The sequence below is a fragment of the Rufibacter sp. XAAS-G3-1 genome (assembly GCF_013623775.1).
Taxonomy (GTDB): Bacteria; Bacteroidota; Bacteroidia; order Cytophagales; family Hymenobacteraceae; genus Nibribacter.
The window spans coordinates 140302-160695 of sequence record NZ_JABFAM010000003.1 but is presented as its reverse complement, the minus strand read 5'-3'; the positions used below and the strand labels follow the sequence as shown (position 1 = coordinate 160695).

Sequence of the window (20394 nt, the reverse complement as noted above, 5' to 3'; positions counted from 1 at the left end):
ACGTTAAGCAATTACTTCACCTTCCTGTTCTTCCTCAGATAAGCTTTGGCTTCTTTCTCCGCATCAGACTTTGAGCCTGCTAATTTTATCACAGTCTCGTAGTACTGCTTTGCCTGCCGTACGTTCTTCTCTTTGTCACTGATTCTGGCCAAATTCACAAAAGAAGAGATATAATACCCTGACTCCACTTCCCCTATTTGCTCGGCAAAGCTAATGCATTGTTGGTAATAGCTTTTGGCCTTAGCGTAATCCCTGTTCCGGTACTGGTGGATGTAGGCCAAGTAAAAGCTGGCGTAACGGCCGCTGATGGCTTCGTAGCCAAACACCTTCCGGTTGATTTTGTCTAAGATTTGGGTGGAGAGTTGTTCGGCTACGCCGAAGTTCCCTTCGGTGAAGGCCATACGCGCATAGAACCGTTGGAAATACGGGTTGTCTGGGTAGGTACTGGCTAAGTACTGGGCCAAAGACATGGCCGAAGCTCCGTTTTTGGCGTCATTTGCGTAAATCTTCATCAAAAAGAACTTCGCCTCGGTGCCGGTGTAAAAGCCGTTGAACGCTACCTGCTGCAATTGTTTCAACCCCAAGTTCTTGTTTCCTTTCGGGAAGAAGTAGAGAATAGGGCGGAGGAGGGGGTAATTCTCGTGAATCCAGACGGCGTAGTAGTTGAAGAGGGCCTCGCCGAACAGGAACTCATCGCTTAGGCCATTGGCTTTTTTGCTTTTCTGGAGATAGTCCAAGGCCCGGTTACTCATGATGGCGGCTTTGCGCCAATTCTTCCGTTCGGCGTGGAGACGGGCCCCAAAACCATTGGCGGCGGAAAGAAAGAAAGCGGCTTCCAGGTTTTTGTTATCCTTATCGTATAAATCCTCAGCCAGGGTGATGGTGGTGTCCATGTAGGCCAGGAAGTAATTGTCGTAGCGGGTGTCAGTGATATTGGAAGGTACCATTTTCCACCATTGGCTCAGGCCGATGAGAAAATAGGGCATGGGGTGCTTGGGGTATCTTCGGCGCAGTGATTTGAACTGCTTTTCGGCGGTCTCAAACTTGAAATTGTACATGTTGTCTACCGCCCCGCCCAGTTCATTCATGATACTCTCGTTCAGCAGCAGCCAGCCTTTGATGTCTAGGGCCTGGGGCAACACGTCAATAGAATCCAGAAGGATGCTGGCCTGTAAGGAGTCCAGAAGTTTCTGGTCAATCTGTTGGGTGGAGTCAGGTACCTGCGCCTGCGCCCGGAAAAAGCTGAAAACTAAAACAAAGAAGAAAAGAATCTTTTTCATCAAATTCATATACTGCCTAAACTGCTATTGGCGTATTGCGGCGTAAAGGTGATAACGGTAGTAGCCCCTACAACATGCACCAGCTTGGGTAGGGTTCAATCTACGTAGAAGTACTGAGGCCGATTTTAGTTTGTTTTTCCAAAAATAAGCCAAAAACCTCCTTAATAGCTAGAAAGAAATCTGCTACTTTTGAAAAAACGCACAACTATGCAATTATTGCGCACGCTCTGCCAAATTCACGCTCCCTCTGGGAATGAAGTAAAGATGAAGGAATTTCTGCTGAACTACGTGCAGGAACATCAGGGTACCTGGAAAACCAAGCCACAGCTCATCCACGGAGAAGGATTTCAGGACTGTCTGTTACTCGTGTTCGGGCAACCGCGTACCGTCATTTTCGCGCACATGGATTCCATTGGGTTTATGGTGCGCTACGGAAAGCAACTGATCAAGATTGGCGGCCCAGTGGCAGAAACGGGCTATACACTGGTAGGGGAGGACAGGCAGGGAAAGATTGCGTGTACGCTGGTGGCCGATGAAGAGGAACGAGAGCTGAGCTATGACTTTGCACGGGAGATAGAGCGGGGCACCGAGCTGGTGTTCCAGTGTGATTTCAGGGAAACAGAGGAAACAGTGCAGAGTTGTTACCTGGACAATAGATTGGGTGTCTGGAACGTGCTGCAGGTAGCCGAGACGCTGGAAGATGGGATTATTGCCTTCGGCTGCTGGGAAGAAACCGGTGGTGGCTCAGTAGGCTATCTAGCCAAATACATTCATGAAACGTTTGGCGTCACCCAAGCCCTGATTTCTGATATCACTTGGGTCACCGAAGGCGTGCAAGCGGGGCAGGGGGTGGCCATTTCCTTGAGGGATTCCTTGATTCCCCGCCGGAGCTTTGTGCAGAAGATTATCAGACTGGCGCAAGAAGCTAATATCCCGCACCAGGTAGAAGTGGAGAACGCTGGTGGCTCTGATGGGAAGGAACTGCACTACGGGAATATTCCGTGGGATTGGTGCTTTATTGGCGCTCCCGAAGACCATGTGCATTCCCCGGATGAGCTGGTGCACAAGAGTGACATTTACGCCATGGTAAGCTTGTATAAGCTCCTGATGCAGAAACTTTAAAGAAAGCTGCATAGAGTATACCGTATATTTGTTTTTTAGGGGAGAAACATTAGCTTGCAGGGAGCTTCTAAGCTGGGAGCATGTTCAAGATTCGTTTTTGAAAGCGAAAGTGGTCAGAGGAAGGTTCTGCGAAAGCTTTTTTAGAGGCGCGTAGTGGTACTACGGGACGAAAAAAAGGCGAACGCAGGTTCTTTCTATGGCCGCTTGCAGCACAAAAGGCGAAACTTAAACATGCTCTGATAATCCAAACCTAACCAAACAAAGCCTTACTCTATGCAGACAATTCTCTACGCCATTCCCGCATTCGGGCTGGTCGCCTTGTTGTACACTGCCATAAAATCGGCGTGGGTCACCAAACAAGATGCCGGCGATGAAAAGATGAGCACCATTGCCCGGTACATTGCCGAGGGAGCCATGGCTTTCCTGAAGGCCGAGTACAAGGTGCTTACCTATTTTGCCATCATCGCTTCCCTCTTTCTTTTCTATTTAGGCTACGTGGGCGAGAATTCCTCCCCCATCATTGTGCTCGCTTTTCTGATTGGGGCTGTTTTCTCGGCCCTGGCCGGCTTCATAGGCATGCGGATTGCCACCAAAGCGAACGTGCGCACGGCGCAGGCTGCCAAAACCAGTTTATCCAGAGCCCTGGATGTGTCTTTCGGCGGCGGGGCCGTGATGGGCATGGGCGTGGCCGGATTGGCCGTGTTGGGGCTTGGTTCCCTGTTCATTGCCTTCTACTATTGGTTTGTGCAACGGGTAGGGGCCAGCGCGAATAGTGAAGAGATGGAAGTGGCACTGGAGGTTCTGACCGGATTCTCCCTGGGGGCGGAAAGTATTGCCTTGTTTGCCCGGGTGGGCGGCGGGATCTATACCAAAGCCGCCGACGTAGGAGCGGACTTGGTAGGAAAAGTAGAAGCCGGCATTCCGGAAGATGACCCCAGAAATCCCGCTACCATCGCCGACAACGTGGGCGACAACGTAGGGGACGTGGCCGGAATGGGCGCCGATTTGTTCGGTTCTTACGTAGCCACCATCTTAGCCACCATGGTGTTGGGCCGGGAAATTACCGTGACGGATAACTTCGGGGGCTTGTCGCCTATCATCCTGCCCATGCTTATTGCGGGTATGGGCATTCTCTTCTCCATGATTGGGACGTTGTTTGTGCGCGTAAAAGAAGGTGGAAACGTACAGGCGGCCTTGAACATGGGCAACTGGTCATCGGTGGCGTTAACGGCCATTGCCTCTTATTTTGTCATTGACTGGCTCATGCCCGAAACCCTGAACCTGCGGGGCTATGAATTCACGTCCATGGGTATATTCTGGGCGGTAATCATTGGTCTGATTGTGGGAACGCTCATCTCCATCATTACCGAGTATTACACCGCCATGGGCAAAAAACCGGTGAATTCCATTGTGCAGCAATCCTCCACCGGAGCCGCTACCAACATTATTGCCGGGTTAAGCGTGGGCATGATGAGCACGGCCCTGCCGATTATTGTGTTAGCGGCCGGTATCGTGTTTTCCTACTCGGTGGCCGGGTTGTACGGCGTAGCCATTGCCGCTGCCGGCATGATGGCGACCACCGCCATGCAACTCGCCATTGACGCCTTCGGGCCCATTGCCGATAATGCCGGGGGTATTGCTGAGATGAGCGAATTGCCCAAAGAAGTACGTGAACGCACCGATATTCTGGATGCGGTAGGGAACACTACCGCCGCTACTGGCAAAGGATTCGCCATCGCGTCGGCGGCGCTTACCTCGCTGGCCTTGTTTGCTGCCTTCGTGGGTATTTCGGGCATCAGTACCATTGACTTGTACAAGGCACCGGTGTTAGCCGGTTTGTTTGTGGGCGGCATGATTCCGTTCGTGTTCTCGGCCTTGGCCATTAGTGCCGTGGGAAGAGCCGCCATGGCCATGGTACAGGAAGTGCGCCGTCAGTTCCGTGAGATTCCGGGTATCATGGAAGGCACGGGCAAGCCCGAGTACGACAAATGCGTGGCTATTTCTACTGAGGCAGCCCTCCGTGAGATGATGTTGCCCGGGGCCATCGCCTTGATTGTGCCTATCATCATTGGATTCGGCTTACGCGGGGTGTTTGAGGAAGTATCCAGCGCGGAGATTCTGGGAGGCGTCTTGGCCGGGGTCACCGTGTCTGGGGTGCTGATGGCGCTCTTTCAATCCAATGCCGGAGGCGCCTGGGACAATGCCAAGAAGTCGTTCGAGAAAGGGGTGATGATTGGGGGCGTCATGGAATACAAAGGCTCAGACCCGCACAAAGCTTCGGTAACCGGTGACACGGTGGGTGACCCTTTCAAAGACACCTCGGGCCCGTCTATGAACATCTTAATCAAACTCATGTCCATTGTGTCGCTGGTGATTGCCCCGCACATTGCCGTGCGCGAAACCACCCCTCCGGCCCCGGAAACCCGCCCAGATTTGGAGAGTTTTAGGAAAAACAGCCAGGAAACCGAGGCAGCCACTATCGCGCAGTACCAACAACCTGCTGCGCAGAGCAATCGTTAAGGAAAACAGCCGCGTCACAGCACCAGCGTCGCCCTTTTCCGTAGAAAAGGGCGACTTCCTTTTAATTTAGGGCAGTTTTGCGCAAATTTGATGCTTCTTATTTCCAACGCAGATGCACCAGCCACCGGTAACAATCCTAGACAAGCAGTTCAGTATCTATCTTCCAGAACGCAAAATCCTTCAGAGTGTGGAGATTTTGGCGGCCCGGCTAAGCCATGACTACCAGGGAAAGCAACCCCTGTTTCTATCGGTGCTGAACGGTTCTTTCATGTTCGCCTCAGACTTGATGAAGGAGATAAGCATTGACTGTGAGATTTCCTTTATCCGGCTCTCTTCCTACGCCGACATGCAAAGCACGGGCAAGGTCAAGGAGATCATTGGGCTCAAGGAGGAAATCAAAGGCCGGCACGTGGTTATTCTGGAAGATATTGTGGACACCGGGCACACCATTGCCGGTCTGTTGCCGCAGCTGCACGCCAAAGAACCGGCCTCCGTAGAGATTGCCACGCTGCTGCTCAAACCCGACAGCCTGCAGCACCGGATAGAGATTAAATATGCGGCGCTGTCCATCGCCAATGATTTTGTGGTGGGCTATGGGTTAGACTACAACGGATTGGGCCGTAACCTGCGCGACATCTACAAGGTGCTGTAGTTTTTGAGCGAACCTGTTTTTAAGAGCATGTTTAAATTTCATCTTTGCGCTGCAAACGGCCATAAAAAGAACCTGCGGAAGCCTTTTTCTCGCACCGTAGCGCTGCTACGTGGCTCAAAAAACGCTTCCGCAGAACCTTTCTCTGGTCATTTTCGCCTGCAAACCTCAAATTTAATCAAGCTCTAACTTGTTTTTGGGAAAACAGCCTCAAAACGGCTTGGCCGGAATGGTACCCGTCTCTTAAAAACTGTCATTATCAAGATTTTATTGCTACTTTTGTTTTCTCACTATTTCACTACTCATGCTGAACATCGTACTCTTCGGTCCTCCAGGGGCAGGCAAAGGCACGCAGAGCCAGAAATTGATCCAACAATACGGACTCATTCACCTTTCTACCGGTGACTTGCTGCGCTCCGAGATTTCTCAGGGAACAGAGCTGGGCCTGAAGGCGAAAGGACTCATGGACGCCGGGCTTCTGGTGCCCGATGAAGTGGTGATTGGCATGATTGAATCCAAGATTGCCGATAACCGGGCCGCGGCCGGTTTTATCTTTGACGGATTTCCGCGTACCGTTCCGCAGGCCGAGGCCCTGGACCAATTGCTGGAAAAATACGACCAGGGCATTACGTGCATGATTGCCCTGCAGGTGAACGAAGAAGAATTGGTGAAGCGTCTGTTGCTCCGGGGCCAGACCTCGGGCCGCCCAGATGACGCAGATGAGGTTCTCATCCAGAAACGGGTGCAGGAATATAACTCCAAAACCACGCCGGTGGCCAACTACTACGCGCAGCAGAACAAGTTTTACGCCGTAGACGGCATTGGCGAAATTGAGGAGATTTTCGCAAAAAGCTGCGAAATCATCAGTGCCTGCCAACTTGCCTTAAACAACAAATAACCGTCTCTGCCAAGGCGTTGGGGAGATGACTCCCGTGAACCACCACCCCGCAAAGGCGTACTTTTCATAGAATTACCTTTGAAGCATTCTCCCCGGGGAATGCTTCCTTGTTACCATCGCATTCACTTTACTTTTATTACTGTGTCATCATCTAACTTCATCGACTACGTTAAAATCTGCTGCCGGTCTGGGCACGGAGGAGGCGGTTCAGCCCACCTGCACCGCGACAAGAAAACTGCCCACGGCGGGCCCGACGGCGGTGACGGAGGCCGGGGAGGGCACATCATTCTCAAAGGCAATTCCCAGCTCTGGACGCTGCTGCACTTGCAGTACCAAAAACACGTGATCGCTGAAAACGGCGGCTACGGCGGGCCCAGCCACTCCAGCGGCGCTTACGGCAAAGACATTGTGCTGGAAGTTCCTATAGGAACTATTGCCAGAGACGCCGAAACCGGTGAGGTAAAAGCCGAGATCACCGAAGACGGACAGCTGGCGATTATCACCCCCGGTGGCCGCGGCGGCCTGGGGAACGCCCATTTCAAGTCGTCCACCAACCAGACCCCCCTCTATGCCCAACCCGGTGAGCCCGGGCGCGAAGAGTGGGCAATCCTGGAGCTCAAGCTGCTGGCCGATGTAGGGCTGGTAGGATTCCCCAACGCCGGTAAATCAACCTTGCTATCAGTAGTGTCGGCGGCTACGCCGAAGATTGCCAACTACCCGTTCACCACGCTGGTGCCCAACCTGGGCGTAGTCGCGTACCGCGATTACAAGTCCTTTGTGATGGCCGATATTCCCGGCATTATTGAAGGGGCGTCAGAGGGCAAAGGCTTAGGCATCCGGTTCCTGAAACACATTGAGCGCAACTCCATCCTGCTGTTCATGATCTCCGTAGAAAGCCCAGACATTGCCGCCGAATACGAGATTTTGGTAAATGAACTTCGGACGTATAACCCTGAGCTACTGCACAAACAGCGCCTGCTCGCCATCACCAAAACCGACCTCATAGACGATGAACTGGAAGCCGAGATGCGGGCCACCCTGCCCACCGACCTGCCCACCATCTTCATCTCCAGCCTCACCCAGAAAAACATCATGCCCCTCAAAGACATGATCTGGAAGGCGTTGAATACCGCGTAGTTTTTGGAAATGAGCCATAAACCAGCAATGCGTGGTTTCGCTGCGGGGCAGCGAGGGTAGTCAGAGGCTACCCAGCACGGTAGGCACGAGTCAGAGACTCGCGCCAGCGAGTGTTGTAGGAGACCTCACAGGTTTTTAAAACCTGTGAGGTCTGTTTCTTCCCATCCCACGCATATCCGTTTCCAGCCTCCCGGGTGAGCGCCTTGAGATCTGCGGGGCGGGCGTAGCCCGGCAGCCAAGGCTTTAGCCGAAGGCAGCGGAACTCACGGCGCGAGGGCGGGAAGGCGGGGCCTCGCGGCCGTGAGCGCTTACCGTTCAAGATGAAACAACAAAGCGCATAAACCCACGCAAAAGGCAGTTACTCCCAGGCATCAGCAGAAATCAAAAAACGCCTATTTTTCCAAAATCAGCCCAAAAACAAACTACCCTTCCCTGTCATACCCCTGACACAAACAGAACCAACCCATTCCCGTTTTCGCCTAAAAATGCCAGAATGACATAAAAACGGGTTTGGCAAAGTAGTTGCCTCTAGTCAGGCACCCAGAAAAGAAGTAAAATCTGTAAGGATAAAAGATATATGAGTACAGCAGCTGAACAAAATCCTCAAGAACAAGAGAACCTCCAGCCTGAAAACGCCGAGGCGACAGAATCTACGGCAGCTGAGCAGCCAGAACAGCAGACGGCAGAGGCTACCGCCGCTTCCGCTGAAGGCGGTTCCTCAGAAGCCGATGAACTGCGGGACAAATACCTGCGCCTGCACGCCGAGTTTGACAACTTCAGACGCCGCACGTCCAAAGAGCGCCTGGAACTGTTCAAAACCGCCAATCAGGAATTGATGGTGGCCTTGATTCCGGTGCTGGATGACTTGGAGCGTGCGCAGGCGGCCATGAAAGACGCACAAGATGTAAACGCCGTGCGCGAAGGCGTGGAGCTGATTTTCAGCAAGTTCCTGGGCCTTCTGCAACAGAAAGGCTTAAAGCCCATGGAGGCCGTGGGCCAGCCGTTTGACGCCGAGGTGCACGAAGCCATCACGCAGATTCCGGCCCCTTCAGACGACATGAAGGGGAAAGTGATTGACCAAGTAGAGAAAGGATATTACCTCAATGACAAAGTGGTTCGCTTTGCCAAGGTGGTGATTGGAGCATAAGAAGCCATGGCAACCAAAAGAGATTATTACGAAGTACTGGGCGTAGCCAAAGGGGCCACGGCGGATGAGATCAAGAAAGCGTACCGCAAGATCGCGATCAAATTCCACCCCGATAAGAACCCCGATGACCCTACCGCCGAGGACAAGTTCAAGGAAGCGGCCGAGGCGTACGAGGTCTTGAGCGATGAGCAGAAACGCCAGCGCTATGACCAGTTTGGGCACCAAGGCGTGAACGGCGGCGGCTACGGCGGCGGAGGTGGCATGAACATGGAAGACATCTTCTCCCAGTTCGGTGACATCTTCGGCGGTGGCGGAGGTGGCGGCTTCGAAAGCTTCTTCGGAGGGAGCGGACAACGTGGCGGCAAACGCATGCGCAAAGGCAGTAACCTGCGCATCAAGCTCAAGCTGAACCTGGAAGAGGTAGCCAAAGGCGTTGAGAAGAAAATCAAGGTGAAACGCTACGAGGCCTGTAACGTCTGCGACGGAAACGGCTCCAAAAACGGCACAGCCCTGAATACCTGCGGTACCTGCCAAGGCCAAGGCCAGGTGAAACGCGTGGTGAACACCATGCTGGGCCAGATGGTATCGGCCAGTACGTGCCCTACCTGCCATGGCGAAGGCAAGACCGTAAGCCAGAAGTGTGACGCCTGCCACGGCGAAGGCCGTCAGCTCCAGGAAGAGGTGATCTCCATCAACGTCCCGGCCGGCGTAGCCGATGGCATGCAGCTCTCCATGGGCGGCAAAGGAAACGTGCCGGAACGCGGCGGTATTCCCGGTGATTTATTGATCCAGATTGAGGAAGAGCAACACCCCACCCTGCGCCGCGACGGCAGCAACGTCATGTTTGAGCAGTACGTGAGCTTCGTGGACGCTACCCTGGGAGCCAGCGTAGAAGTGCCCACCATTGAAGGCAAGGTGAAGATCAAGATTGATCCAGGCACCCAGTCCGGCAAAATCCTGCGCCTGCGCGGCAAAGGTATTCCGGACATCAACGGCTACACCAAAGGCGACCAACTCATCCACATCAACGTCTGGACACCAAAGAACGTGAACCCCGAGGAACGCCAGATGCTGGAACGCCTGCGCGAGTCCCAGAACTTTGTGCCCAACCCCGGCAAAAACGAAAAAGGCTTCTTCGAGAAAATGAAGGAGTACTTTCAATAAGATAGTTCTGAGTCTTGAGTCCAGAGTTCTGAGTCAAGAAGATATGTGCAACGCCTGCTTTTCAACTGAAGAGCGGGCGTTGTTGTTTTGGGGCTGTTTTTAGGAAAATTGCCTTAAAACGGGTACCCACCCTGGGAATATTCTTATTAGCCATTCTCCCCCGCTCTTTCGGAGTTCCACTCCGGAAGCACTCGGTTGGGGAGTTCTACTCCCCTTCTTTTGCCCGTGGCTCCCGGCGGGGTAGAACTCCGCAGCAGGCAGGTTCAGGAGTGGAACTCCCCAACAGCGACATCAGCAAAAGTTTCCCTAAAGATGAACTCCTGGGAGCGGAATTCTTCCATAAGTTATTCTTCTAACGCTTGACTTCCACCCGTCTGCAGGACGATGAAGGCATGGCAAGAGAACAAGCAGCAATAAGCTAATCTGCGCCTTCCCCAGCGGAGGGCCGCTTGCGTAGCCCGAAGCGAGAGGAAGCGCAAGCAGCGGTGGTTCCAACGGCAATGGCGCAAGCTCCCTATGAAGCGAAAGGCTTTTACCAGGTGGTACCAACCGAAGCTCCGCCTGTCTGAGTGGCAGCGAGTTCGGGGCTTCTTGATTCTTTTGGTTAGGTTGAACAGCAAGCACCAACCTGACAAACCTATCAGGGAGAGTGCTGAGTCCAGAGTTCTGAGTCAGGGGTAAGAAATATAGTAGTTCTGGAAAAGGAATAATCAACTAAACTGAACACTCGCTCGCCTCTGGCGAGTGTGGGTTACCTGCGGCCTCTGGCCGTTTCCTGTACATATTGTGATGTATTCGCAAAACGGCGGGGACGCCGGAAGAAGCCCACAGAGTTTTGTATTAAGGCTCAGAATCGGCTTGTCCGTTCAGCTTACCCGTTTCGCCAATCAGGAGATTGGCCGTCCACTACGTGCGTAGAGCGCTGCCGCTAACTCTACGCACAACGAAAAATGGTAAGGGATAACTTTCGAGATTGAAGGGCAGTCTTGATAGTTGGAGAGAACCCCAACAACGGCAAAAAGCAACTGGAACTACTCCGTTTAAGGCCTCCTTTCCAGAAACTAGCCCCAAAACAGCCCGGCAACCAACTTGCAAACCGAGGCGCTTTCGCTTAGCTTTAACCCAACTAACCAACTGCTATTCCCTTGCAACCCATTCTTCAGATACAGGGCGTGAGCAAGCGCTACGAGGCGCACCAAGCCCTGGACAAGGTCTCGTTTGACGTGCCCAAAGGTAGCATCTTCGGGCTGCTGGGGCCAAACGGGGCCGGTAAAACGTCACTTATTCGCATTATCACCCAGATAACCGCTCCAGATGAGGGGCGGGTGCTGTTTGAAGGCCAGCCGTTGCAGCCGCATCATATAAAAGAGATTGGGTACCTGCCCGAGGAACGGGGCCTGTACAAGAAGATGAAAGTGGGGGAGCAGTTGGTGTACCTGGCCCGGCTTAGAGGCATGGACAAGGCAGACGCTACCCAGCGCATCAAAACCTGGGCCGAAAGGTTGGATTTAAAGGCTTGGCTCAACAAGAACGTAGAAGATCTTTCTAAGGGAATGCAGCAGAAAGTGCAGTTCATTGCCACCGTGCTGCATGAGCCCAAACTGCTGATTCTGGACGAACCTTTCTCGGGCTTTGACCCGGTGAATGCCAACATCATCAGAGATGAAATCCTGAAGCTGCGGGAGCAGGGCTGTACGGTCATCTTTTCCACGCACCGCATGGAGTCTGTGGAGCAGATGTGCGATTACATTGCCATGATCAACCGCTCCCGGAAAGTAATGGAAGGTAGCCTGAAGGAAGTGAAAGCCAGGTACCGAAGCCACACCTACCACGTGGAGGGCACCGGAAGGCTGCTGGTTATGTCGCCCGATTTCAAAGTGCTGGCCCAAGCCCAGCACGGGAGCCAGTTTGAGGCTGAGATTCAGTTAGAGCCGCAGGTGGGCCCCAATCAACTGCTCCGGTACCTGACAGACCGGGTGGAGGTGCACAATTTCCGGGAGAAGGTGCCCAGTATCAATGACATTTTCATTCAAACCGTAACCCAAGAAGCGCATGGATAAGATCTGGCTAGTGTTTCAGCGCGAATATTTAGTGCGCGTGCGCAAGAAAAGCTTTATTGTGATGACCATTCTGGGGCCGCTCCTAATGGCATTGGTCATGGTGGTGCCCATTTGGTTGGCCACCATGTCTGACGATACCAAGGTGGTACAGGTGCTGGATGAGAGCGGCTACCTCAAAGGGAAACTTGCCTCCACCCATGAACTGAAGTTTGTGAACGTGCCGGGCCCAATAGAACTAGCCAAGCAGATTTACCTGAATTCCGAAGATGCCGCTTTGCTGCACATTCCTGAAATTGCTCTGGAAAAGCCCCAGGGCATTCAGCTGTACTCCCAGAAGAGCACTAGCCTTTCCATGAAAACTGCGCTAGAAAGACAGATCAGGCAAGAACTGGAAGAAGTGAAATTTGCTAATTCCGGAATAAACCAAGAAGTGCTGGACAAGATCAGAACCCCGGTGAACATCCGGACGGTGAACCTGAGTGCCGAAGGGGAGAAAAGCAGTGATGTGGGGGTGAACACGGGTGTAGGGTTTATGGGGGCTTTTTTGGTGTATCTGTTCATCTTCATCTACGGAGCCCAGATCATGCGCGGCGTGATAGAAGAGAAAACCAGCCGCATTCTGGAAGTGATGGTGTCTTCGGTGAAGCCGTTCCAACTCATGGCCGGGAAGATATTGGGCATCGCGGCCGTAGGGTTGACTCAGTTTCTCTTGTGGATCATTCTCACCTCAGCCATCTCTACCGGCGTAGCCTCCAGGTTTGACATGGATCGGTTCTCAGATCAACAGATAGGACAAACCATGCAAGGCCTGGAGACCGATAGTGATGTGCAGCAAGCCCAGGAAATCCATGAACTTTTCAGTGCCACCCAGAACCTTAACTTTCCGTTATTGATTGGCTCCTTCCTCTTTTACTTCTTAGGCGGATACCTGTTGTATGGGGCCTTGTTCGGGGCAGTAGGCGCGGCGGTAGACAGTGAAACCGATAGCCAGCAGTTTATGCTGCCCATTACAGTGCCGCTCATCTTATCTTTTATAGTGGCCCAGACCATCATCGTGAAGAATCCTAACGGGCCGGTGGCGTTCTGGATGTCTATGGTGCCGTTCACCTCGCCAGTGGTCATGATGCTGCGCATGCCCTTCGGGGTGCCCACCTGGGAGTTGCTGCTGTCTATGTTTTTGCTGATTGCAGGATTCATTGGCACCATTTGGGTGGCGGCCCGTATCTACCGCGTGGGTATCTTGATGTACGGCAAAAAAGTCAATTACCGCGAACTCTCAAAATGGCTGTTCTACAAAGGCTGAGGTGGTTTTTAGTTGCCAGTTTTTAGTCGCTAGTTGTCAGTTGTTGGTGAGGAAATATATGGTTGTTACAAGTTGGCCTTTCTTTATTCGCCCGTAGGGTGTTTTCTGCGTGTTTTCAGAAAAACAAACCAAAAACCCCCTAAAAACTGACAACTAACAACTGACAACTAAAAACTAGCAACCTCTAAAGCATGAAAAAGGTATTGTTCCTGTGGCTGTCTGTCCTGTTCCTGAGCTCCTTCACTATGGATAAACCTGCTTATCGTCTTTTCCGGGGCAGCGGCAAATCGTTGACCTACGAGAAGATGTTGAAAGACCTGGCCGCGGCCGATGTGGTGTTCTTTGGGGAACAGCACAACGACCCCATCGCGCACTGGCTCCAATTGGAACTCACCAAAGACCTTCATCGCCTGCACGGCAAGCAACTGGTTCTGGGAGCCGAGATGTGGGAAACCGACACCCAGGCTGCGGTAGATTCCTTTCTCCTGGGGCAACTGGAAGAACCCAAATTCATGGAAGTGAGCCGTGCCTGGCCCAACTACGCCACCGACTACAAGCCTACGCTCACGTTCGCTAGGGCCAATGGTATAAAAGTGATTGCTACTAACGCACCTCGCCGGTCGGCCCGCATTGTGGCCCGCGAGAGCTTGACAGGGTTGGAGGCCCTACCCGTCCAAGAGAAGCAATGGCTGGCCCTACTGCCCATCACTGTTGACCTGGAACTACCTTCTTACAAACGGATGCTGGGCATGTTCGGCGATGCCCACGGCACCTCGGCAGCTTCAGCCCAGATTGTGGAAGCACAGGCCTTGAAGGATGCTACCATGGCCCACTTCATCAGCAAGAACCTACAAAAGGGGCAGCACCTGCTCCATCTCAACGGCGCTTACCACTCAGACCACCACGAAGGAATTATCTGGTACCTCCGCCGTCTCCGCCCCGAGTTGAACGTCATGACCATTACTACCGTCATGCAGCCGCAATTAGAAAACTTGGATAAAGACCATGACAAACGGGCTGATGTGGTGTTGGTGGTGCCAGAAACCATGACCAGAACCTATTAGGCGGCTTGTTCTTATAGTTCTTCCTGACACTTACCACCCCGCCCTCCGGGTAGTTAGGAGGGGAGTTGTTCTGCTAGGCGTAGATCAGCAGGTGTAAACATCCCCCTTCGCCCATCCCAAAAGTCTAAAACAAAGAAGCTCGATCTCTAATCGTCCCCTTTGAGGGGGTAGGAGGATGATTACTCCTGCTGATGATGGCGTTCCCTGTTCCTTACACCTGCTGTTTAGCATTGAACGAAAGCTTCTTGCCTCTTCTTCCGCCTTTCTCATCCCCCTCCCCCCTTCAAAGCTAATCTTGTTGGGGAACTTTTACTAACGTTGCTGTTCGGGATTTCCAATCCCGAACCACTCGGTCGGGGATTTATTAATCCCCTTCGCGCCAGTTGGGTAGATACGGGGATTGATAAATCCCCGACCGAGTCCTTTCAGATTGATAAATCCGAAAGAGCGGGAAGGGTAGAAAGCACCTTTTCTTTCATTAAAATTAAAATGGCTACTGTTTTTTCCCCACAAGATGAGCCTTCAAAGGGGGACGGAATGCGTACAAAATCCGGTGGGGTAGGGTGAGCTTCAAAGGGGGAGTATCTGCTTTAGAAGGGTAAATACTGGAGGTAGAGTTCAGCCAATATTCTCTTCTACTTTCCCCTGTCCAGTCTTCCCCGAGCGCGCCTCGCTTTTGGCCCTGAACAGACCTCAGCTAAGAGAAGAGGACTTCTCAGGCCGAAAGGGCAGTGCGAGAGGGGAAGACGGGGCCCCGCGGCCGTGAGCGCACGGAGGGAAGCTATGAAAAGAGCCGTTCATAAATCAACAGACCAACCGCGCCACGCCAGCAAAAGACACAAAAAAAGGCCTGCTTCAAAAGCAGGCCTTTTCAAAAAAGAAGGAAATGTTAGGCAGAGAAAGAGCTTCCGCAACCGCAGGTGCTCTTCGCTTGTGGGTTATTGAAAACGAATCCGCGGGCGTTCAGGCCGTCCTGGAAATCTACTTCCATCCCCATCACATACATTCCGTGTTTTTTATCCATAATGAGTTGAACACCGTCCAACTCATAGATCTCATCAGAGTCTTTTGGTTTGTCAAAGCCTAGCAAATACGACATGCCAGAGCAGCCGCCGCCTTGTACACCAATCCGTAAACCGTATTCTGCCGGTACGTTTTTATCTTTCATGATCACCTTCACCTCTTGCAGAGCCAGCGGAGTAAGGGATATAGGGGCTTTTTTTAGAGTTGTGCTTTCCATAGTAAGTGGTTTTTGCGTAGCAAAGATACTAAAATACAGACTGCTTGTAAAGGACAGCGCTATACTATGAGTAACCAAGAAAGCGGGAAAATGATTCAGGGGCAACCGCATCAAATTTTTAGCGATATTTACTTTGCCAAAAACGTTTAGGCTACTGCGCCAAAAGAAATAGCCGCAGAGCAACTACCTTCAAGTTATGACCACAGACACTTCTTCCATTGTACTTTTAGTTTTACTGAGTTCTATACCTGCCTTCATCATCGGCGGAGCCATGTATCTGCTGACCCAGAAGTACCTGGAGCGCGATTACCGGAAAAGAGTGCTGGAAATCAGGCTGAAAAACAGCGAGACCATTCTGCCCATCAGGTTGCAGGCCTATGAGCGCATTATTTTGTTTTTGGAACGCATCACGCCCAGCAATCTACTGATTAGGGTTAGTCCCTCCGGCTTAACCGCTGCCGACTTTCAGGCGCAACTGCTGCAGGAGATTCGGGCGGAGTACACGCATAATCTCTCACAGCAATTGTATATGAGCGAGGTGGCATGGCAGCAGGTGAGAAAAGCCAAAGAAGACGTGGTTTCCATGATCAACCAGAACTACCAAAGCCTGCAGGACAAGAGCAGAGGTACTGAACTGGCGAAACGGGTGCTGGAAAATGTGTTGCACAATGAGGTAGATCCTACGGTGCAAGCCGTTCAGTTCCTGAAGCGCGAGTTACACGAAATATTTTAGCCCTTTTGTGACTGGTGCTATGGCTGCGGCTTTACCATTTTCACGCTGTACATGATGGGGAGTTTCTCTTCTAAACCATTGATCCGCCAGAAGCCGTCTGGGCCTTGCTCCAGGTTGGCAAAGCAATTGTAGTAGGAGTAAGGCAGCTCCTGGAAATCCACTAATTGTAAGTTCTGATGCAGCAAGGCGGTGAAGACTTCGCTCAGCGCATGGTTCCAGGAGTATTCTGTGTAGTGAATGGGGGCGTCATGGTCTGTGTAAGTGCCGGTAGACTCTTCTATGATGGGGCCGCCGTTGTTAAAATAAGAATACTGCACGCAGGTAAAGTGGTTGTCAAACATCCAGATGGCCGGATGGAATTCCGCTAAAAAGAAGGTGCCACCCGGCTTCAGGAAATGCGCCACTACCTGGGCCCATTTCTCCATATCTGGCAGCCAGCCAATAACTCCGTAGGAAGTGAAAACAATGTCAAACTGGCCTTCCAGGTGCTGCGGTAAATCATAGACGTTGCAGCAGATAAATTCCGCTTCCAGCCCAAGTTCCTCATTCAGTTGCCGCGCCAACGTGATGGCCTCATCAGAAAGGTCTACGCCGGTTGCTTTGGCTCCCAGCCGCGCCCAGGAGAGCGTGTCCTGCCCGAAATGGCATTGCAGGTGCAGCAGTTTTTTGCCACTTACCTTGCCTAACGCCTCCAGTTCCAAAGGATTAAGGCTGTTTTTGCCTTGTTTAAAGGAATTCAGGTCATAAAACGCCGAGTCTTTGTGCACGCCGGTGCGCAGGTTCCAGGCCAGGCGATTGATCTCAAAATAGTCTACAGAGGCATCCATTTCGTTTTCGGTTTGTTTTAAGGAAAATAGGCAAAAAACGGAAGAAATGGTAGCCGCTGGATTATGGAAGCTAAGAAATTGCGACGGCACCAAGCTGATGAGAACGCAGTGAGCTGAAATCAAACAACTACCTAAAAAGGAAAAGATAGCTGCCCCATTTGGTGCTTCCCGTAGTTCAGGTTAGAGACGGTGATGCCCAGCAGTCTAACGGGTTTGGTAGGCAGAAATGGGGTGCGTAAGAGATCTGAGGCGATGTCTAAAATAACTTCCTCGGCCCTGACGGAAGAGTAGAAGGTTTTGCTGCGGGTGTTCAAAGTGAAGTCGTGGTACTTGAGTTTGAGGGTGATGGTTTTGCCCGAGGCTTCCAGCCGATGCAGGTCATAGGCCACTTCCTCGGCCAGGCGCTGCAGTTCCGGCAGCATTTCGTCCTCGGTTTCCAGGTCTTCCATGAAGGTGCGTTCTGAGCCGATGCTCTTTCTGATGCGGTTGGGCTCTACGGGACGTTCGTCCTGGGCGCGGGCAATCTGGTAGAAGTAGGAACCTGATTTCCCGAAGTGTCGGCGCAAGTCTATCTCGGAACGGTTTTTCAGATCGGCCCCGGTATGGATGCCCAACTGTTTCATCTTGGCGGCAGTTACGTCACCAATACCGTAGAACTTCTCAATGGGCAACGCTTCCACAAAGGCCTCGGCATCATTTGGCAGCACCACCGTAAGGCCATCGGGCTTGTTTTGGCCTGAGGCTACTTTCGCCAGGAACTTGTTGAAAGATACGCCCGCTGAGGCAGTCAAATGGGTTTCCTGTAGAATTTCGTACTTTATGCGCTGGGCGATGAACATGGCAGACTTCAGCCCGAATTTGTTTTGGGTGACATCCAGGTAGGCCTCGTCCAGAGAAAGCGGTTCCACCAGATCGGTATAGCGAAGGAAAATCTCCCTGATCTGCCGTGAAACCTGTTTGTACACTTCAAAACGGGTAGGCACCATGATCAGGTGCGGACATTTCCGGAGGGCCACCTGCGAAGACATGGCCGAGAAAACCCCATAATGCCGCGCCTCATAGCTGGCCGCCGCCACCACACCCCGCGCCTTACTGCCACCCACGGCCACAGGCTTTCCGCGCAGCGCCGGGTTGTCGCGCTGCTCAACGGAGGCGAAGAAAGCGTCCATGTCTATGTGAATGATTTTGCGCACTAAGCCAGGTTTGGGGCACGAGGGAAGCTGGAACAAAGAATAGTACCTTCTTTCTCTGTTTGAGGCAAGCCGCCCGTGGATGTAGAATTATTTTGTCCTGATTTACAACCGGAAACGAATTAGGGGGCTGTTGTCATAAAATGATTCGTGAACTTGCGCCGTTACTCTACCGTACTGCGAAGTTAACTTATGAAACCTTCCTAGACTAAGCGTGAACGTAGGTTCTCCCTTTTTATGCGTTAAACCAAATCCATTTAATATCTCTCACTATGAAAATCAAATCTTTACTGTCTCTTGTTGTTTGCGGTGTGGCTAGCCAATTGATGGTAAGCTGTTCCTCTTCAAACCAGTACTTTGACTTTAGCACCCCGGCTACTACCTATCATAAAGCGGTACCTACGCCCACCCAAACTACCCCAACGGTAGAAAGCGCCAACACAGAAGCTGTGGTGGTAACCCAGGCCGAACCAGAGAAAGCAGTGACGCCGTTGGCTTCTAAAAAAGCGCAACCAGCCCCGGTAATGGAAGCCAGTGCCGCTAAACCGGTAGTTTCCAGAGAAGTGGCCCGTACGGCTCCTTTAACCTCGGCGGCGGTTGCCTCTGCGTTGGAATCCAACGCAGACGTGAAGACGCTGGCCAACGAGTTGGCATCGGCTAAAAGCAAGAAAGACGTGAAGATGGCTGCCAAGAAAATCGTGCGCGAAGCCAAAGCCGTGAAAAAAGCCAATGCCCTGAACCAGTACATTAAGATTGGTTTAATTCTATTGGTGGCAGGGCTCTTGGTGAGCGCCATAGGACTAGGCACGCTTGGATACATTGCAGCCATTGTTGGTTTGGTGTTTATTTTATTGGGTATTCTGGAAATGTAGTCTCCCAATTAATATGTAAACGAAGAGGCACCGTCTAACCAGACGGTGCCTCTTCGTTTTAGGTCAGTTTTCAAGAAAGTAACCCTAAAACAGGATTCAGTCATCGTGCCGGTTTACGTAGTACAAAATGTACCCGAAGAGGGTAATGGCTACCCGTATGGCCCAACCCATTGGCCTTCCCCAATTGTCTACCCACAAAAGCAGAAAGTGATTCGCCCCGAAGGAGGCAACCAGCAGCGAAACCAAACCTACCAGAAAGATGAGCAAACCTAGGAATTTCATAAACAAGAGGCGTTTAGGTGCGTGAGAAAAGTGAATATAAGAGCATGTTTAAATTTCATCTTTGCGCTGCAAATGACCATAAAAAGAACCTGCAGAAGCGTTTTTTGGTCATTTTCGCCTGCAAACCTGAAATTTAAACAAGCTCTAAGAAAGATGCCTTTTACAGCCTCATTCCATAAACTTCCTGTAAAAAACTTTTAAAGCAAGAGCTATAAAGAGAAGCGGGCACCGTTTAGGGGCTGCTTTCATAAAAACAGCCTCTAAACGGTGCCCTCTGCAAATTCAACATGCTCTAAGCTCAGACAGACTTCTTAATTGCTGTATTCCTGCGGAACCCCACCGGCGTTGCCCTGCTGCGGAATTCCCATTTTCTTTTCGCGCTGCTGTTGGTACTGCTGGAACTGCGTCACGGAGAGCACGTTCTTCAGCGACTCCAAGCGGGTAGAACTGATAAGATCCATGGTGGCTTTGAGCTGGCGCGGGTTGTTTTTGTGGTCTTTCTTCGCTTGCTCCAGTTGCTGGATGCTGGTCAGGTTAATGGCTTTTACCTTGGCGGCTTGGGCCGCGTTCAATTTCAGGTGCTGGGTCATGGTGGCGGTCATGGTTTGGGCACGGGCCTCGGGCGTTACGGCTGTCGTTTGAGCCTGGCTCACAAGGGTGGTAAAGACCAGGGCCAGCAAAAAGATAATCCTCTTCATATACGTAATGGTGTAAATTCTTTCAAAAACGGGATTCCCGCATCGGCTTCAGAAACCGAAAGCAGATGAATCAGTTCCGGTAGACCAGCGGCAAAGATACAAATACCGGGCCAGCTTCAAGGGAAGGAATAGAGGATAAAAGCAGGGGTTGGCGTGCGGTGTTTCCGCTAATTTACCCTTATCTTTGAAGTCCCTACGCTGCGGTTAA

18 protein-coding genes are annotated in these 20394 nt (G+C 51.9%); 12 read left to right on the top strand and 6 right to left on the bottom strand.

Annotated elements, in window-relative coordinates:
- Positions 1–11: 11 nt before the first annotated feature.
- Positions 12–1280, bottom strand: coding sequence for a tetratricopeptide repeat protein (locus tag HHO50_RS01545; RefSeq protein ID WP_181304247.1), 1269 nt, complete (start codon positions 1278–1280; stop codon positions 12–14).
- Between the two features lie 207 nt (positions 1281–1487).
- Between HHO50_RS01545 and HHO50_RS01540 the strand changes: the two genes are divergently transcribed.
- From HHO50_RS01540 to HHO50_RS01495, 10 genes are all read left to right on the top strand, one after another.
- Positions 1488–2402: an aminopeptidase gene (locus tag HHO50_RS01540; protein WP_181304246.1), complete on the top strand. Its 915-nt coding sequence runs from the start codon at positions 1488–1490 to the stop codon at positions 2400–2402.
- A 273-nt stretch (positions 2403–2675) separates the two neighbouring features.
- The gene (locus tag HHO50_RS01535) at positions 2676–4922 is read left to right on the top strand and encodes a sodium-translocating pyrophosphatase (RefSeq protein ID WP_181304245.1); all 2247 of its coding nucleotides are present in this window, start codon (positions 2676–2678) and stop codon (positions 4920–4922) included.
- Between the two features lie 112 nt (positions 4923–5034).
- The gene (gene hpt / locus HHO50_RS01530) at positions 5035–5574 is read left to right on the top strand and encodes a hypoxanthine phosphoribosyltransferase (RefSeq protein ID WP_181304244.1); all 540 of its coding nucleotides are present in this window, start codon (positions 5035–5037) and stop codon (positions 5572–5574) included.
- A 301-nt stretch (positions 5575–5875) separates the two neighbouring features.
- Positions 5876–6469 carry an adenylate kinase gene (locus HHO50_RS01525; RefSeq protein ID WP_181304243.1) on the top strand — a complete coding sequence of 198 codons (594 nt, stop codon included), beginning with the start codon at positions 5876–5878 and terminating at the stop codon, positions 6467–6469.
- A 141-nt stretch (positions 6470–6610) separates the two neighbouring features.
- Positions 6611–7606, top strand: a complete 996-nt coding sequence (gene obgE / locus HHO50_RS01520) for a GTPase ObgE (protein WP_181304242.1) — start codon at positions 6611–6613, stop codon at positions 7604–7606.
- 577 nt (positions 7607–8183) lie between these two features.
- Positions 8184–8753: a nucleotide exchange factor GrpE gene (locus HHO50_RS01515; RefSeq protein WP_181304241.1), complete on the top strand. Its 570-nt coding sequence runs from the start codon at positions 8184–8186 to the stop codon at positions 8751–8753.
- 6 nt (positions 8754–8759) lie between these two features.
- Positions 8760–9917, top strand: a complete 1158-nt coding sequence (gene dnaJ / locus HHO50_RS01510) for a molecular chaperone DnaJ (RefSeq protein ID WP_181304240.1) — start codon at positions 8760–8762, stop codon at positions 9915–9917.
- Positions 9918–11062: 1145 nt separating this feature from the next.
- The gene (locus HHO50_RS01505; RefSeq protein ID WP_181304239.1) at positions 11063–11977 is read left to right on the top strand and encodes an ABC transporter ATP-binding protein; all 915 of its coding nucleotides are present in this window, start codon (positions 11063–11065) and stop codon (positions 11975–11977) included.
- Complete coding sequence (locus HHO50_RS01500; protein ID WP_181304238.1) at positions 11970–13280, top strand: ABC transporter permease; 1311 nt, start codon at positions 11970–11972, stop codon at positions 13278–13280. The genes HHO50_RS01505 and HHO50_RS01500 overlap by 8 nt, the downstream gene beginning before the upstream one ends.
- A 191-nt stretch (positions 13281–13471) precedes the next feature.
- Entirely contained in the window at positions 13472–14344 is an 873-nt protein-coding gene (locus HHO50_RS01495; RefSeq protein ID WP_181304237.1) for a ChaN family lipoprotein, read from the top strand.
- Between the two features lie 889 nt (positions 14345–15233).
- On the opposite strand, the gene HHO50_RS01490 is transcribed toward HHO50_RS01495, so the two are convergent.
- Entirely contained in the window at positions 15234–15584 is a 351-nt protein-coding gene (locus HHO50_RS01490) for an iron-sulfur cluster assembly accessory protein (RefSeq protein ID WP_181304236.1), read from the bottom strand.
- 196 nt (positions 15585–15780) lie between these two features.
- On the opposite strand from HHO50_RS01490, the gene HHO50_RS01485 reads away from it, so the two are divergent.
- Positions 15781–16317 carry a hypothetical protein gene (locus tag HHO50_RS01485; RefSeq protein ID WP_181304235.1) on the top strand — a complete coding sequence of 179 codons (537 nt, stop codon included), beginning with the start codon at positions 15781–15783 and terminating at the stop codon, positions 16315–16317.
- Between the two features lie 17 nt (positions 16318–16334).
- Here HHO50_RS01485 and HHO50_RS01480 read toward each other — a convergent pair whose 3' ends face one another.
- Positions 16335–17144 carry a bifunctional 2-polyprenyl-6-hydroxyphenol methylase/3-demethylubiquinol 3-O-methyltransferase UbiG gene (locus tag HHO50_RS01480; RefSeq protein WP_181304234.1) on the bottom strand — a complete coding sequence of 270 codons (810 nt, stop codon included), beginning with the start codon at positions 17142–17144 and terminating at the stop codon, positions 16335–16337.
- Between the two features lie 131 nt (positions 17145–17275).
- Positions 17276–18337, bottom strand: coding sequence for a DNA polymerase IV (gene dinB / locus HHO50_RS01475; protein ID WP_181304233.1), 1062 nt, complete (start codon positions 18335–18337; stop codon positions 17276–17278).
- A gap of 269 nt (positions 18338–18606) precedes the next feature.
- Here dinB and HHO50_RS01470 point away from each other — a divergent pair, with 269 nt between their 5' ends.
- Entirely contained in the window at positions 18607–19206 is a 600-nt protein-coding gene (locus tag HHO50_RS01470) for a hypothetical protein (RefSeq protein WP_181304232.1), read from the top strand.
- A gap of 96 nt (positions 19207–19302) precedes the next feature.
- Here the strand turns inward: HHO50_RS01470 and HHO50_RS01465 are convergent, their stop codons facing one another.
- A complete protein-coding gene (locus HHO50_RS01465) occupies positions 19303–19488 on the bottom strand; it encodes a hypothetical protein (RefSeq protein WP_181304231.1) in 186 nt (61 codons plus the stop codon).
- Positions 19489–19799: 311 nt separating this feature from the next.
- Positions 19800–20186: a hypothetical protein gene (locus tag HHO50_RS01460; RefSeq protein WP_181304230.1), complete on the bottom strand. Its 387-nt coding sequence runs from the start codon at positions 20184–20186 to the stop codon at positions 19800–19802.
- Positions 20187–20394: the final 208 nt, after the last annotated feature.

What these genes read in the sequence shown, in the direction of transcription:
- HHO50_RS01540 (WP_181304246.1), top strand. Translation starts at nt 1,488, where the DNA reads ATGCAATTATTGCGCACGCTCTGCCAAATTCACGCTCCCTCTGGGAAT.
- hpt (WP_181304244.1), top strand. Translation starts at nt 5,035, where the DNA reads ATGCACCAGCCACCGGTAACAATCCTAGACAAGCAGTTCAGTATCTAT.
- HHO50_RS01490 (WP_181304236.1), bottom strand. Translation starts at nt 15,584, where the DNA reads ATGGAAAGCACAACTCTAAAAAAAGCCCCTATATCCCTTACTCCGCTG.
- HHO50_RS01465 (WP_181304231.1), bottom strand. Translation starts at nt 19,488, where the DNA reads ATGAAATTCCTAGGTTTGCTCATCTTTCTGGTAGGTTTGGTTTCGCTG.
- HHO50_RS01515 (WP_181304241.1), top strand. Translation starts at nt 8,184, where the DNA reads ATGAGTACAGCAGCTGAACAAAATCCTCAAGAACAAGAGAACCTCCAG.
- dnaJ (WP_181304240.1), top strand. Translation starts at nt 8,760, where the DNA reads ATGGCAACCAAAAGAGATTATTACGAAGTACTGGGCGTAGCCAAAGGG.
- HHO50_RS01525 (WP_181304243.1), top strand. Translation starts at nt 5,876, where the DNA reads ATGCTGAACATCGTACTCTTCGGTCCTCCAGGGGCAGGCAAAGGCACG.
- HHO50_RS01545 (WP_181304247.1), bottom strand. Translation starts at nt 1,280, where the DNA reads ATGAAAAAGATTCTTTTCTTCTTTGTTTTAGTTTTCAGCTTTTTCCGG.
- HHO50_RS01535 (WP_181304245.1), top strand. Translation starts at nt 2,676, where the DNA reads ATGCAGACAATTCTCTACGCCATTCCCGCATTCGGGCTGGTCGCCTTG.
- HHO50_RS01500 (WP_181304238.1), top strand. Translation starts at nt 11,970, where the DNA reads ATGGATAAGATCTGGCTAGTGTTTCAGCGCGAATATTTAGTGCGCGTG.
- HHO50_RS01460 (WP_181304230.1), bottom strand. Translation starts at nt 20,186, where the DNA reads ATGAAGAGGATTATCTTTTTGCTGGCCCTGGTCTTTACCACCCTTGTG.
- HHO50_RS01470 (WP_181304232.1), top strand. Translation starts at nt 18,607, where the DNA reads ATGAAAATCAAATCTTTACTGTCTCTTGTTGTTTGCGGTGTGGCTAGC.
- HHO50_RS01495 (WP_181304237.1), top strand. Translation starts at nt 13,472, where the DNA reads ATGAAAAAGGTATTGTTCCTGTGGCTGTCTGTCCTGTTCCTGAGCTCC.
- HHO50_RS01480 (WP_181304234.1), bottom strand. Translation starts at nt 17,144, where the DNA reads ATGGATGCCTCTGTAGACTATTTTGAGATCAATCGCCTGGCCTGGAAC.
- HHO50_RS01485 (WP_181304235.1), top strand. Translation starts at nt 15,781, where the DNA reads ATGACCACAGACACTTCTTCCATTGTACTTTTAGTTTTACTGAGTTCT.